Source organism: Aeromicrobium massiliense JC14 (assembly GCF_000312105.1).
In the GTDB taxonomy this organism is placed as follows: Bacteria; Actinomycetota; Actinomycetes; order Propionibacteriales; family Nocardioidaceae; genus Aeromicrobium; species Aeromicrobium massiliense.
This window is the reverse complement of sequence record NZ_HE978636.1, coordinates 108,282-121,402: the sequence shown is the minus strand read 5'-3', so window position 1 is coordinate 121,402 and position 13,121 is coordinate 108,282. Positions and strand designations below refer to the sequence as shown.

Here is a 13,121-nt window from a genome sequence, read left to right as displayed (position 1 = left end):
GTCAGTCGCCCGAGCGGACGTGCATCCGCTCGCCCTGCGGCCCGAACAGGCCCAGGAGCTCCAGCGGCTCGTCGGTGCGGTTGGCGATGACGTGGGGAGTGCGGGTGTCGAACTCGACCGCCTCGCCCGGGCCCACGTCCAGCCGCCGGGTGCCCAGCACCAGGTGCAGGCGGCCTGACAGCACGTAGATCCACTCGTGGCCCTCGTGCGTGCGCGGGCGGTAGGGCTCGGCCGGGTCGTGCGGCGGGACGACGATCTTGAACGCCTGCAGCCCGCCCGGACGGCGCGTCAGGGGAACGAAGGTGCGTCCGTCGCGCAGGATCGGCTTGGCCCGGACGCGTGGGTCGCCGGTCTCGGGCGCGTCGACCAGCTCGTCGAGGGCGACGCGGTAGGCCCGGGCGAGCGGGAGCAGCAGCTCGAGGGTGGGCCGTCGCTGCCCGGACTCCAGGCGCGACAGCGTGCTCACCGAGACGCCCGTCTGGTACGCGACGTCGGCGAGCGTGGCGCGGCGGGACGTCCGGAGAGCACGCAGGCGCGGGCCCACGCCCTCCAGGACCTCGTCGACCTCGCTCATCCCTCCATTTTGCCACGCTGGCAAAACAACTTGCCGTGTCGTGCGGTGCCGGGCGAGGGTGGCTCCATGGCCGACCACGAGCACGAGACCGACTACTTCGAGCCCGCCGGGTGGGAGGAGCGCTACGCCGGTAACGGCGAGATCTGGAGCGGACGACCCAACCCCCAGCTGGTGGCCGAGACGTCCGGTCTCACGCCCGGCACAGCGCTGGACGTGGGCTGCGGCGAGGGCGGCGACGTCGTGTGGCTCGCGCAGCAGGGCTGGACGGTCACGGGAGCGGACTTCTCGGCCAACGGCCTGGCCCGTGCGGCCCAGCACGCACAGCAGGCGGGCGTCGCCGACCGCACCGACTGGTGGCAGGTCGACGCCCGGACGTTCGACCCGGCCGGACGCGAGTTCGACCTCGTGACGACGCACTTCCTGCACCCGCCCGAGGCCGGCATGGTCGACGTGACCCGCCGGCTGGCCGGCGCCGTGGCCCCCGGCGGCCACCTGCTCGTCGTCGGCCACGCGCCCTCGGAGACGTTCGCCCACCTGGACGCGGCGAAGGCGCGCGCGATGTGGCACGCGGAGGACCTGCTGCCGGCCCTGCCGGACGGGTTCGAGGTGCTGGTGTGCGAGGACCGTCCGCGCACGGTGGAGCGCGAGGGCCGCACGATGGACGTCGAGGACGCGACGCTGCTCGCCCGCCGCCCGGCCTAGCCCGCGCCGCCGCTGCCCAGCGCGAGGGGCCGCTAGGCGGGGACGACCGTGTCGGCGCCCGACTGCGGACGCAGCCACACGCGGTCGCCGGGGTGCAGCCCGAGCGCGGTGGCGTCCGAGCGGGTCAGCACGACCTGCACCGGGTCGGGGTGGCGCGGGTCGGTCGGCGTGACCTCCAGACGCACCTCGAAGCCCACGCGCGTCCAGCGGGTGATCGGCCCGTCGACGACGGCGGCCTGCTCGTAGCGCGAGATCTCGATGTCGTGCGGCCGGATGAGCCGGTCGCCGAGCGTCGTGACCGGGCCGAGGAACGACAGCACGAAGTCGCTGGCCGGCTTGTCGTACAGGTCGTCGGGCGTGCCGACCTGCTCGATGCGGCCGTCGTTGATGACCACGAGCGAGTCGGCGACCTCGAGCGCCTCCTCCTGGTCGTGCGTCACGAAGACGGTCGTCACGTGCACCTCGTCGTGCAACCGGCGCAGCCAGTCGCGCAGCTCCTTGCGCACCTTGGCGTCCAGGGCCCCGAACGGCTCGTCCAGCAGCAGGACGCTCGGCTCGATGGCCAGCGCACGGGCCAGGGCCATGCGCTGACGCTGGCCGCCGGACAGCTGCGAGGGCAGGCGGTGGGCGAACTGGGTGAGGTGGACGAGCTCGAGCAGCTCGTCGACCTTCGCCTTCACCTCGGCCTTGGGGCGCTTGCGGATCTCCAGGCCGAACGCGACGTTCTTGGCCACCGTCATGTGCTTGAACGCCGCGTAGTGCTGGAACACGAACCCCACGTTGCGCTTCTGGGCCGGGACGCCGGTCGTGTCGCGGCCCTCGATGACGACCTGGCCCTCGTCGCTGGACTCCAGGCCGGCGACGATGCGCAGCAGCGTCGACTTGCCGCCGCCGCTGGGGCCCAGCAGGGCGGTGAGCTGCCCGCTCGGGATCGACAGCGAGACGTCGTCGAGCGCCACGAAGTCGCCGAACCGCTTCGAGACGCCGGTGATCTCAATCCCCATCGGGGTCCTCCTTGGGTCGCAGGACGGTGACGACGACGAGCGCGGCCACCGCGATGAGGGCGAGCAGGAAGCTGGTCGCGTACGCGCTGCCCTGCTCGAAGTCCTGGTACTTCTGCTCCACGACGAGCGTGGCGGTCTGGGTCTGGCCGATGAGGTTGCCCGAGATGATCTTCACCGCGCCGAACTCGCCCAGGCTGCGGGCCAGGCTCAGCACGACGCCGTACACGAGCGCCCACTTGATCGACGGCAGGGTGATGCGGCGGAACGTCTGCCAGCCGCCGGCGCCCAGGCTGCGGGCGGCCTGCTCCTGCTCGGTGCCGACCTCCTCGAGCACGGGGACGACCTCGCGGATCACCAGGGGCAGGGCGACGAACGCGGTGGCCATGACGATGCCGGGGGTGGCGAAGGCGATCTGCAGCCCGAGCCCCTCGACCGTGGGGCCGAGCGCGCCGTTGGCTCCGCCGTACGCCAGCAGCAGGGCCAGGCCGACGACCACGGGGGAGACCGAGAGCGGCAGGTCGATGAGCGCCGACAGCACCCGGCGTCCGCGGAACTCGTGACGCACGAGCAGGATCGAGATGGCGACGCCGAAGACTGTGTTGATGACGACCGCCCAGACCGCGACCACGACGGTGAGCCGCAGCGCCGTGGTCACCACGGGGTCGGTCAGGGCGGCCTCGAGGTTCGCGGTGCCGCCGTCGAAGGTGTGCCGGACGACGAGGGCGACGGGCCACACGACGAGCAGGAACAGGTAGACCGCGACGACCGTCCGGCGGACGTACGTGCCCGCCGTGCGCGGGGCGCGGGTGCGGCTAGCCACGGCGCGCCACCGCCCGGGACACCAGCTGCAGCACGGTGATCGCCAGCAGCGCCACGACCAGCAGGATCGTCGCGACCGCGGCGGCCGCCGCCTCGTTGCCGTTCTCGATGTAGGTCAGGATGCGCACCGAGGCGACCTCGGTCTTCAGCGGCAGGTTGCCCGACAGCAGCACGAGCGACCCGTACTCGCTGATGCCGCGGGCGAACGACAGGGCGGCGCCGGCGGTGATGGCCGGGGTCAGGGCGGGCAGCAGCACGCGGCGGAAGGTTGTGAACCGGCTCGCGCCCAGGGAGGCGGCGGCCTCCTCGACGTCGCGGTCGAGCTCGATGAGCACCGGCTGCACCGTGCGGACCACGAACGGCAGCGTCACGAACAGCAGCGCGAGGAACACCGACGCCTCGGTGTTGGCAACGTCGATCCCGATCGGGCTCTGCGGTCCGTACAGGCTCAGCAGCACCAGGCCGGCGACGATCGTGGGCAGCGCGAACGGGATGTCGATGACGACCTCGAGCAGCGCCTTGCCCGGGAACGAGTCGCGCACGAGCACCCAGGCGATGAGCGTGCCCATCACGACGTTGACGAGGGTGACGAGCAGCGACTGCGTGACGGTCAGGCGCAGGGCCGCGGCGGTCTGCGGGTTGCGCAGCGTGTCGGCGAACGTCTGCCAGCCGCCCTCGGCGGCCGAGACGACCACCAGGGCGAGCGGGATGAGGACGAGCAGGCTGAACCAGGTCAGCGTCAGGCCCAGGCCGATCGCCGAGCCGCGGGTCAGGGACGACGACGCCCGGGAGCGGCGCTGGCGCGCCGTTCCCGGGTCCGTCGGGGCGAGAGTGGTCACGAGTTGCCGGACTCCTGCAGGATCTTGGTGACGATGCCGGCGTCCTCGTCGAAGAACTTCGTGTTCACGGCGTCCCACCCGCCGAAGTCGCCGTCGATCGTCCACAGCTTCTCGGGGGTCGGGAACGGGTCGCTCGGGTCGTTGGCGCCCTCGACCTCGCCGACGTCCACGCCCTCGACCGACTCGAGCGGGCGGAAGCCCTTCTTCACGTACTCCGCCTGACCCTCGGGGCTCAGGACGAAGTCCAGGAACGCCTCGGCCTTCGGGTCCGCGTCCTCGGTGACGGCCGCCGGGTTCTCGATCTTGAGCGTGTCCGACGGGACGACGTAGTCGATCTCCTCGCCGTTCTGGCGGGCCAGGATCGCCTCGTTCTCGTAGGAGATCAGCACGTCGCCGGTGCCGCCCTGGAACGCGGTGGTGGCGTCGCGGCCGCTGCCGGGGAGCGCCTCGACGTTGCCGACCAGCTTGGTCAGGAACGCCTGGGCCTCGGCCTCGCTGCCGCCGTTCGCGATCACGTGCTGCCAGGCGCCGAGGATGTTCCAGCGGGCCGAGCCGGACGAGCCGGGGTTCGGGGTCACGATGCCGACGCCCGGCTTCACCAGGTCGTCCCATCCCTGGATGTTCTTCGGGTTGCCCTTGCGGACGACCAGCACCACGACCGAGTCGGTGACGATGCCCTTGTTCGCGCCGGCGTCCCAGTCGTCGGCGACGAGCCCGGCCTCGACGAGTCGGTCGACGTCCGGCGTGAGCGAGAAGTGGACGTAGTCGGCGTCCAGGCCGTTGGCCACGGCGCGGCTCTGGTCGCCCGAGGCGCCGTAGGACTCCTTCCAGGTCGTGCCCTTGCCCTCGTCGGTCTGGGCGAACGCGGCCTGCGCGGCGTTGTTGCCGGCCTTCGGCACGGCGAAGCCGACCAGCGAGAGGGAGTCGCCCGAGCCTGAGGCGCCACCGCCGCACGCGGCGAGCGCCACGGTGGAGACGAGGGCGGTCGCGAGAGCGGCGAGTCGGTGTCGGGACATCGGGGAGGCCTTCGGCTCGGGGCACGCCGGGTGCGTGCCGTCCCGAGCACGCTAGGCGCGGCCGCCCGCCCGCGGAGACCTGCTCACATGCTGGTCCGGACGTCCGCGGACCGGGATGCGTGCTAGGTCAGTCGAAGACGACGGTGCGCGGCCCGTCCATGAGGACGCGCGACTCGCTGTGCAGCCGCACGGCCCGCGAGAGGGTCTGGGACTCCACGTCGCGGCCCACCCGGGCCAGGTCGGCGGGCGCCATCCGGTGGTCGACGCGCAGGACGCCCTGGTCGATGATCGGGCCCTCGTCGAGCGCCGCGGTCACGTAGTGGGCCGTGGCGCCGATCAGCTTCACGCCGCGCTGGTGCGCCTGGTGGTAGGGCCGCGCGCCCTTGAAGCTGGGCAGGAACGAGTGGTGGATGTTGATCGCCCGTCCCTCGAGCGCTCGGCACAGGTCGTCGGACAGGATCTGCATGTAGCGGGCCAGGACGACGAGGTCGACGTCGAGCTCGGCGACGAGCTCGAGGAGGCGCGCCTCGGCCTGGGTCTTGGTGTCGGCCGTGACCGGCACGTGGTGGAACGGGACGTCGTAGGAGCGGGCCAGCCGCTCGGCGTCCGGGTGGTTCGACACGATCGCCGGGATCTCGATGTTCAGCCCACCGGTGCTCTGGCGGAACAGCAGGTCGTTGAGGCAGTGCAGGTCCTTGGAGACCATCACGATGGTGCGCAGCGGGGCCTCGGCGACGACCAGGGTGAAGTCCATCGCGTGCTCGTCCGCCACCGCGCCGAACGACGAGCGCAGCTCGTCGGTGTCGCGCGCGGCGGGGAAGTCGAAGTGCAGGCGCAGGAAGAACTGGCCGCTCGCGGTGTCGGTGAACTGCTGGCTGTCCAGGATGTTGCCGCCCGCCTCGGCGACCCAGCGGGAGACCGCGTGGACCAGGCCGGGGCGGTCGGGGCAGGAGAGCGTCAGGACGTACGAGGCGGTCACGGGTGCAGACTAGTCGCCCCGGCGCCCGTAGCCCTCGTGGGTGGGCTTGGCCAGGAACATCGCCACGACCAGCCCGGCGAGCAGGATGACGGCCGGCAGCACCAGCGACTCGGCCATCGCGTCGGCGAACTCGGCGGCCACCTGCGGGGGCAGCGTGGTGCCCGACGACTGCAGGGCGTCGCTGCTGCCGGCCTGGTCGCCCAGGTGCGCGACGAGCCGGGCCTGGATCATCGCCGCGATGGCCGCGCTGCCGAGGGCGGCGGCCACCTGGCGGACGGTGTTGTAGACGCCGGCTCCGGCCCCGGCGGCGCTGAGCGGCAGGTTGCGCGTGGCGGTGGTGCTCAGCGGCGCCCACAGGAAGGCGTTGCCGACGCCGAACAGGGCCATCGGCAGCAGCAGCTGCCAGACCGCGCGGTCGGGCGTGATGGTCGCCAGCAGCCACCAGATCGCGGCCGAGGACGAGGCGAAGCCGGTGGCGACGAGGTAGCGCGGGTGCACCCGGTCGACCAGGCGTCCGACGACCGGGGCCAGCACCGCGGTCATGACGGCCATGGGCACGAGCAGCAGGCCCGACTCGGTCGGGCTGTAGCCGCGGACGAACTGGGCGTAGAACATGAACGGCAGCGACATCGCGGTGATCGCGCCCGAGACGGCGGCGATGCCGACGTTCGACAGCGAGAAGTTGCGGTCGCGGAACAGGCCCAGCGGCACGAGCGGCTCGGTGCGGACCCGCGACTGCCACCAGACGAAGACCGCCAGCACGACCAGGCCGCCGCCGATGAGCAGCGGCACCGAGACGACGCCGGTGATCGTGCCCCAGTCGTACTTCTCGCCCTCCTGGATGCCGAACACCAGCAGGAACATGCCGAGCGCGCTGAGCGCGACGCCGACCCAGTCGAAGGAGTGACTGTGCGTCGGCAGCGTGGGCACCAGCCGCCAGGCGAGCACGAAGCCCACGACGCCGACCGGGACGTTGACCAGGAAGATCCACTCCCAGCCTGCGGCGTCGACGAGCACGCCGCCGAGCACCGGGCCGACGAGGGTCGCGACGCCGGCGGTGGCGCCCCACAGCGCCATCGCGCTGCCGCGGCGCTGCGGCGGGAACGTGCGGGTGATGACCGCCATCGTCTGCGGGGTCATGAGCGAGGCGCCCAGGCCCTGGACGACGCGGGCCACGACCAGGCCCTCGATCGACCCGGTGAGCGCGCACCACAGGGACGCGAGCGTGAAGATCGCCAGCCCGGTCAGGTAGACGTTCTTCGGGCCGAACCGGTCACCGAGCCGTCCGGTGACCAGCAGCGGCACGGCGTAGGCGAGCAGGTAGGCGCTGGTCACCCAGATGACGGCGTTGACGTCGGCGTCGAGGTCGCGCCCGATCGCCGGGGTCGCCACCGAGACGATCGTGTTGTCGACCAGGATCATGAAGAACCCGATGACCATGGCCCACAGGGCCGGCCAGGGGTTGTGCCCCTGGGCGAGGTCGGTGCCCGCGTTGTCGCGCGTCTGCGTCATGGGCCCAGGGTAGTTGCGCCCACCGACGACTACGCGCGGAGCAGGTCGTACGCGTGCAGGTCGTCGTAGCGGCCGTCGCCGAGCCGCTCGGCCTGTCGCTCGGTGCCCACGCGCTCGAAGCCCGTGCGGACGGCGATCGCGTTGCTGGGCGCGTTGCCCGCCGCCGCGTGCAGGGTGAGCCGGCGCCGGTCGAGCCCGGCGGGGTCGAGCGCGTGCCGGACGGCCAGGGTCACCGCCTCGGTCACGAGCCCGCGCCCGCGCGCGTCCGGGTGGGCCCAGTAGCCGACCTCGCCGGACGTCGGGTCGAGGCCGCGCAGGCCCATGACGCTCACCAGGCCGGCGAGCTCGTCGTCGTCCGCATCGGCGATCGCCCACGTCGCCTTCTCGCCGGTGGCCGCGTGCCAGACCGAGTCGGCGAGGAAGTCCGCCGCGCTCGCCAGCGTGTACGGGTCGGGCAGGCCGTCGACCCACTGCCGGGTCACGGGGTCCGTGCAGGCCTGCACGACGCGGAGCAGGTCGCCCTCGCGCAGCGGACGCAGCCGGACCCGCTCGCCCTCCAGGACGACCGGCTCGGCCCAGCGCGTGCGGGGCGTCGGCGCGTCGCCGAAGCGGATCACCGCGGTCCAGGCGTCCAGCACCCGGCCGCGCTCGTGGAGCGAGGCGGGGGTGGTGCCGAGCAGCTCGAAGCCGCAGGCGTGCGCGACCCGCAGCGACGTCTCGTTGCCCACGTGGGCGCTCCAGTGCACCGCCTCGACGCCCCGCTCGGCGAAGCCCCACTGCACGACGAGGTCGACCGCCCGGCGCATGACGCCGCGTCCGCGCGCCCAGGGGGCGAGCGCGTAGCCGATGCTGGCCACCGGTCCGCCGCGCAGGTCGACGTTGCCGGCGAAGCGCGGGCGACCGTCGTCGTCGAGCGCCTCGATCGCGAAGCCGGCGTTCGAGCCGTCCGCCCACCAGGCCGGGATCTGCCGGAGCGCGAAGTCCTCGCTGCCCTCGCGCGGCTGGTCGAGCGGCACGGACGTCCAGCGCAGGGTCTCGGGGTCGGTCGACATCGTGTGCAGGTCGTCGACGTCGTCGGGGGTGTGGGCGCGCAGCGTCACCTCACCGTCGGTGAGGACGGGGACGCACAGGGGCCAGGGGAGCTCGTCGGTCACGACGCCGACCGGAACGGGCTGGCCGGGTAGACGCCGAGGACGTCGACGTCCGTCGTGAAGAAGGCGAGCTCCTCCAGGGCGCGGGCCAGGCCGGGCTCGTCGGGGTGGCCGTCGACCTCGCACAGGAACTGCGTCGCGGTGAACTCGCCGCCGACCATGTAGCTCTCCAGCTTGGTCATGTTGACGCCGTTGGTGGCGAACCCGCCGAGCGCCTTGTACAGCGCCGCGGGCAGGTTGCGGACGTTGAACACGAACGTCGTCACCACGGGGCCGTCGCCGGCGGGCGCGCGGCGCGGCTCGCGCGACAGCACCACGAACCGGGTCGTGTTGTGGTCCTCGTCCTCGACGTCCTCGGCCAGCACCTCCAGGCCGTAGATCTGCGCGGCGAGCGGCGGCGAGATGGACGCGCGGCTCGGGTCGTGGGCCTCGGCGATCTCGCGCGCGGCGCCGGCGGTGTCGCCGCTGATCAGCGGGGTCCAGCCGTGCTCGCGGATGATCTTGCGGCACTGGCCGAGGGCGTGGACGTGGCTGTGCACCGTCTTGACCGAGTCCAGCGTGGTGCCCGGCGTGCCCATGACGGCGAACCGGATGCGCAGGAAGTGCTCGGCCACGATGTGCAGCCCGGACGTGGGCAGGAAGTGGTGGATGTCGGCCACCCGGCCGGCGATCGAGTTGTCGATCGGGATCATCGCCAGGTCGGCGTCGCCGGCGGTCACGGCGGCGAAGACGTCCTCGAAGGACGCGCACGGGACGGGCTGCGCGTCGGGGTAGTGCTCGTCGATGACCATGTGGGAGTTCGCGCCGGGCTCGCCCTGGTACGCGATGCGGGTGGTGCTCACCCGCTCAGTGTGGCACTGCGGCTGCCCGCGTCGTCCGCGCCGGGGGCGTGCTCCGGCCCCAGCGGCTCAGGCGGTGCGGCGCGCGCCGTCGGCGGGCGAGACCGGGAAGACCTGCGGCTTCTTCCAGCTCATGTGCTCGAACGCGGCCTCGACGGCCTGCGCCATGTCCGCCGCCCTGTCGCGCTCGACCAGGGCGATGGCGCTGCCGCCGAAGCCGCCACCGGTCATGCGGGCGCCGAGGGCGCCGGCCTCGAGCGCGGTGTCGACGGCGACGTCTAGCTCGGCGGCGCTCACCTGGTAGTCGTCGCGCAGCGAGGCGTGCGAAGCGGTGAGGATGGTGCCGGCCTGGGCCCAGGAGCCGTCGGCGGCGGCCCGGACGAACGCCTTGACGCGCGCGTTCTCGGTGAGCACGTGCCGGGTGCGGGCCTTGAGCGTCTCGTCCTCGAGCGTCACGAGCGCGTCCAGGCCGACCTGGGCCAGGTGCTCGACACCGAGCGCCTCGGCGGCCCGGCGGGACTCGGCGTGCCGGTCGGCGTAGCCGCCGTCGGCGTGGGAGTGGTTGACGCCGGTGGCGATGACGGCGAGCACGAGACCCGCGGACTCCCAGTCGATCGGCACGACCTCGACGGACGGCGGCTCGGTCGCGGCGTCGACGCGCACGGCGTGACCGCGGCGTCCGTGCATGACGGCCAGCTGGTCCATGAGGCCGGTGGGAGCGCCGACGAAGTCGTTCTCGGCGCGCCGGGCCAGGACGGCCAGGTCGGTGGGGCCCTGCTGCCAGCCGCCGAGGGAGTCGAGCGAGACGGCGACGCCGCAGGTGAGCGCGGCGGACGACGACAGCCCGGCACCCGAGGGTAGGTCGCTGTCGAGGACGAGGTCGACCCCGCCGACGCGGTGCCCGGCCTCGCGCGCGGCCCAGACGGTGCCGGCGACGTACGCCGCCCAGCCGTCGACGTCACCGGGCTGCACGCCGACGGGGAACGAGGCCTTCTGGCCGGCGCTCCACACGTTGACCGTCTCGTCGGGGCGCGGACGCACCTTCACGGTGAAGCCCTTGTCGATGGCGATGGGGAGCGAGGCCCCGCCGTTGTAGTCGAGGTGCTCCCCGACGAGGTTGACCCGTCCGGGCACCGACCACTGCTGCACCTGCTCCGCCCCGTTCACCCGGCCGAGCCTAGCGGTGGGCGCCCCGGCGGCGACTGGCAGAATGCACACATGTCCTCGGTCCCCACCCCGGCTCGTCCGCGCGCGCTCTCCGGCGCCCAGCCCACGGCCGACTCCTACCACCTGGGCAACTACTTCGGCGCCTTCAAGCAGTGGGTGGCGCTGCAGGAGGACTTCGACGCCTTCTACTTCATCCCCGACCTGCACGCGATCACGGTCGAGTACGACCCCGCGCTGCTGCGCGAGCGCACCTACGTCGCGGCCGCCCAGCTGCTCGCCGCTGGGGTCGACCCCGAGCGCAGCACCCTGTTCGTGCAGAGCCACGTGCCCGAGCACGCCCAGCTGGCCTGGGTGCTCAACGGCATCACCGGCTTCGGCGAGGCCGGACGCATGACGCAGTTCAAGGACAAGACGGCCAAGAAGGGCACCGAGGCGGCGAGCGTCGGGCTGTTCACCTACCCGATCCTCATGGCGGCCGACATCCTCGTCTACCAGGCCGACAAGGTGCCCGTGGGCGAGGACCAGCGCCAGCACGTCGAGCTGACCCGCAACCTGGCGCAGCGGTTCAACCACCGCTTCGGCGAGACGTTCACCGTGCCCGAGGCGCACATCGTCAAGGCGACGGCGAAGATCTACGACCTGCAGGAGCCGACCGCCAAGATGAGCGGCTCCAACGCCTCCCACGCCGGCGTCGTCGACCTGAACGACTCGCGCAAGCAGGTCGCCAAGAAGATCCGTTCCGCGGTCACCGACTCGGGCACCGAGATCGCCTTCGACCCGGTCGAGAAGCCCGGCATCTCGAACCTGCTGACCATCTACGCGGCGCTCACCGGCCGGACGATCGACAGCATCGTCGAGGAGTACGCCGGCCAGCAGTACGGGCACCTCAAGGTGGCGCTCGGCGACCTGGTGGCCGACTTCGTGGGCGACTTCGGCGACCGGACGCGCGAGCTGCTCGGCGACCGCGGCGAGCTCGACCGCATCCTGGCCGCCGGTGCGGAGAAGGCCCGCGCGGTGGCGTCCACGACGCTGGACCTGGTCTACGAGCGCTCCGGGTTCGTGAAGCGGGGCTGACGCGCCATGGTCACCATCGGCGTCTCGATCGCCGTCCCCGAGCCCCACGGGTCGCTGCTGCGCGACAAGCGGGCCGAGTTCGGCGACCCGATGGCCCGGACGGTGCCCAGCCACGTGACGCTCGTGCCGCCGACCGAGGTCGCCGACGACCGGCTCGACTGTCTGGACGCCGCCCTGCAGGACGCCGCCGCCGCGCTGCCCAGCTTCACCATGCGGCTGCGGGGCACCGGCACGTTCCGGCCGATCTCGCCGGTCGTGTTCGTGGCGGTCAGCCAGGGCATCTCCTACACCGAGATGCTCGCCCAGCGCATCCGCGCCAAGATCGACGCCCCCGAGCCGTCGTTCCCGTTCCACCCGCACGTCACCGTCGCGCAGAACCTGGACGACGAGGCGCTCGACCGGGCCTACGCCGACCTGGCCGACTTCACCGCCGACTTCACCGTCGCCGAGTTCGCGCTCTACCTGGACGAGGGCCCGTCGGGCTGGGTGCCGCGGCGCACCTACGCGCTGCGCGGGGCGTCCTAGACCGGCTGCTCCAGCTCGGCGAGGTGCTCGGCGAGCTCCTCGGTGAAGGCGCGCGCGGCCAGCGGCATCGAGCCGACGTCGCGGTGCGCGATGGCCACGGTGCGCTCCAGCACCGGGTTGGTCAGCGGCGTGCCGCGCAGCTGTGGCCGGTTCGCCAGCACCATCGACGGCACCACGGCGTGGCCCAGGCCGGTCTCGACGAAGCGCAGCACGGCGCTCATCTCGCCGCCCTCGAGCGCGATGCGCGGGCTGAACCCGGCACGTCGGCAGGCCATGAGGGTGACGTCGCGCAGGTCGTAGCCCTCGCGGAACATCACCAGCGGCACGTCGCGCAGGTCGGCCACGTCCATCGAGTCGGGCACGTCGGCGTCGACCGGGCTGGCCAGCACGAGCCGCTCGCGCAGGACCGGCGTGGTGACGATGTCGTCCTGGGAGTCGGTGAGCGGCGCGATGAGCAGCGCCACGTCGAGCCGGCCGCGCACCAGCGCCTGGGCGAGCAGGCGCGAGCCGCCCTCCTCGACCACCAGGTCGATGCCCGGGTGGCGCTGGTGGAAGCGGGCGACACCGTCGGCCAGGGCCGCGTCGCACAGGCTCGGCGTCGCACCGACGCGCACGAGGCCGCGGCGCAGGCCGGCCACCTCGTGCACGGCGCGCTGAGCGGCCTCGACGTCGATGAGGATGCGCTGGGCGTGGGGGAGCAGCGCCTCGCCCGCGCTGGTCAGCTCGACCCCGCCCCGGTCGCGGACGAACAGCGGCGTGCCGAGCGAGTTCTCCAGCACGCGGATCTGCTTGGACAGGCTCGGCTGCGAGACGCCGCTGAGGTCGGCGGCCTGGGTGAAGTGCCGGGTCTGCGCGACCGCGACGAAGTAGGCGAGCTGCTGCAGGTGCACCGGCCCAGCATAGCCAACGGCTATGAAAGT

Annotated in this window: 14 protein-coding genes; 3 read left to right on the top strand and 11 right to left on the bottom strand. The window is 72.7% G+C overall.

Annotation, left to right across the window (positions count from 1 at the left end; translation table 11 throughout):
* Position 1: 1 nt before the first annotated feature.
* Positions 2-574 (bottom strand): helix-turn-helix domain-containing protein, encoded by a 573-nt coding sequence (locus tag HGAM_RS00590; protein ID WP_019143528.1) that lies wholly within the window; start codon positions 572-574, stop codon positions 2-4.
* Positions 575-640: 66 nt separating this feature from the next.
* Between HGAM_RS00590 and HGAM_RS00585 the strand changes: the two genes are divergently transcribed.
* A complete protein-coding gene (locus HGAM_RS00585) occupies positions 641-1,276 on the top strand; it encodes a class I SAM-dependent methyltransferase (protein ID WP_019143527.1) in 636 nt (211 codons plus the stop codon).
* Between the two features lie 32 nt (positions 1,277-1,308).
* On the opposite strand, the gene HGAM_RS00580 is transcribed toward HGAM_RS00585, so the two are convergent.
* The 9 genes from HGAM_RS00580 to galK form a co-directional block, all read right to left on the bottom strand.
* Entirely contained in the window at positions 1,309-2,280 is a 972-nt protein-coding gene (locus tag HGAM_RS00580) for a sulfate/molybdate ABC transporter ATP-binding protein (protein ID WP_019143526.1), read from the bottom strand.
* On the bottom strand, positions 2,270-3,100 hold the full coding sequence (locus tag HGAM_RS17015; protein ID WP_019143525.1) for a sulfate ABC transporter permease: 831 nt from the start codon (positions 3,098-3,100) through the stop codon (positions 2,270-2,272). Before HGAM_RS17015 ends, HGAM_RS00580 begins: the two co-directional genes overlap by 11 nt.
* On the bottom strand, positions 3,093-3,938 hold the full coding sequence (cysT, locus tag HGAM_RS00570) for a sulfate ABC transporter permease subunit CysT (RefSeq protein ID WP_019143524.1): 846 nt from the start codon (positions 3,936-3,938) through the stop codon (positions 3,093-3,095). Before cysT ends, HGAM_RS17015 begins: the two co-directional genes overlap by 8 nt.
* Positions 3,935-4,954 carry a sulfate ABC transporter substrate-binding protein gene (locus HGAM_RS00565; RefSeq protein WP_019143523.1) on the bottom strand — a complete coding sequence of 340 codons (1,020 nt, stop codon included), beginning with the start codon at positions 4,952-4,954 and terminating at the stop codon, positions 3,935-3,937. Before HGAM_RS00565 ends, cysT begins: the two co-directional genes overlap by 4 nt.
* A gap of 127 nt (positions 4,955-5,081) precedes the next feature.
* On the bottom strand, positions 5,082-5,933 hold the full coding sequence (gene purU, locus HGAM_RS00560) for a formyltetrahydrofolate deformylase (protein WP_019143522.1): 852 nt from the start codon (positions 5,931-5,933) through the stop codon (positions 5,082-5,084).
* Between the two features lie 9 nt (positions 5,934-5,942).
* A complete protein-coding gene (locus HGAM_RS00555; RefSeq protein ID WP_019143521.1) occupies positions 5,943-7,445 on the bottom strand; it encodes an MFS transporter in 1,503 nt (500 codons plus the stop codon).
* Positions 7,446-7,474: 29 nt separating this feature from the next.
* Positions 7,475-8,599, bottom strand: coding sequence for a GNAT family N-acetyltransferase (locus HGAM_RS00550; protein ID WP_019143520.1), 1,125 nt, complete (start codon positions 8,597-8,599; stop codon positions 7,475-7,477).
* Positions 8,596-9,438, bottom strand: a complete 843-nt coding sequence (locus tag HGAM_RS00545) for a prephenate dehydratase (protein ID WP_019143519.1) — start codon at positions 9,436-9,438, stop codon at positions 8,596-8,598. The genes HGAM_RS00550 and HGAM_RS00545 overlap by 4 nt, the downstream gene beginning before the upstream one ends.
* 66 nt (positions 9,439-9,504) lie before the next feature.
* Positions 9,505-10,602, bottom strand: a complete 1,098-nt coding sequence (gene galK, locus HGAM_RS00540; RefSeq protein ID WP_019143518.1) for a galactokinase — start codon at positions 10,600-10,602, stop codon at positions 9,505-9,507.
* A gap of 51 nt (positions 10,603-10,653) precedes the next feature.
* Here galK and trpS point away from each other — a divergent pair, with 51 nt between their 5' ends.
* On the top strand, positions 10,654-11,676 hold the full coding sequence (gene trpS, locus HGAM_RS00535; RefSeq protein WP_019143517.1) for a tryptophan--tRNA ligase: 1,023 nt from the start codon (positions 10,654-10,656) through the stop codon (positions 11,674-11,676).
* 6 nt (positions 11,677-11,682) lie between these two features.
* Positions 11,683-12,201, top strand: coding sequence for a 2'-5' RNA ligase family protein (locus HGAM_RS00530; protein WP_019143516.1), 519 nt, complete (start codon positions 11,683-11,685; stop codon positions 12,199-12,201).
* Here HGAM_RS00530 and HGAM_RS00525 read toward each other — a convergent pair.
* The gene (locus tag HGAM_RS00525; RefSeq protein WP_019143515.1) at positions 12,198-13,091 is read right to left on the bottom strand and encodes a LysR substrate-binding domain-containing protein; all 894 of its coding nucleotides are present in this window, start codon (positions 13,089-13,091) and stop codon (positions 12,198-12,200) included. The two genes, HGAM_RS00530 and HGAM_RS00525, sit on opposite strands and share 4 nt — an antisense overlap.
* Positions 13,092-13,121: the final 30 nt, after the last annotated feature.

Coding starts and splice junctions, on each gene's coding strand:
- HGAM_RS00590 (WP_019143528.1), bottom strand. CDS start 574: ATGAGCGAGGTCGACGAGGTCCTGGAGGGCGTGGGCCCGCGCCTGCGT.
- HGAM_RS00585 (WP_019143527.1), top strand. CDS start 641: ATGGCCGACCACGAGCACGAGACCGACTACTTCGAGCCCGCCGGGTGG.
- HGAM_RS00580 (WP_019143526.1), bottom strand. CDS start 2,280: ATGGGGATTGAGATCACCGGCGTCTCGAAGCGGTTCGGCGACTTCGTG.
- HGAM_RS00565 (WP_019143523.1), bottom strand. CDS start 4,954: ATGTCCCGACACCGACTCGCCGCTCTCGCGACCGCCCTCGTCTCCACC.
- HGAM_RS00555 (WP_019143521.1), bottom strand. CDS start 7,445: ATGACGCAGACGCGCGACAACGCGGGCACCGACCTCGCCCAGGGGCAC.
- trpS (WP_019143517.1), top strand. CDS start 10,654: ATGTCCTCGGTCCCCACCCCGGCTCGTCCGCGCGCGCTCTCCGGCGCC.
- HGAM_RS00530 (WP_019143516.1), top strand. CDS start 11,683: ATGGTCACCATCGGCGTCTCGATCGCCGTCCCCGAGCCCCACGGGTCG.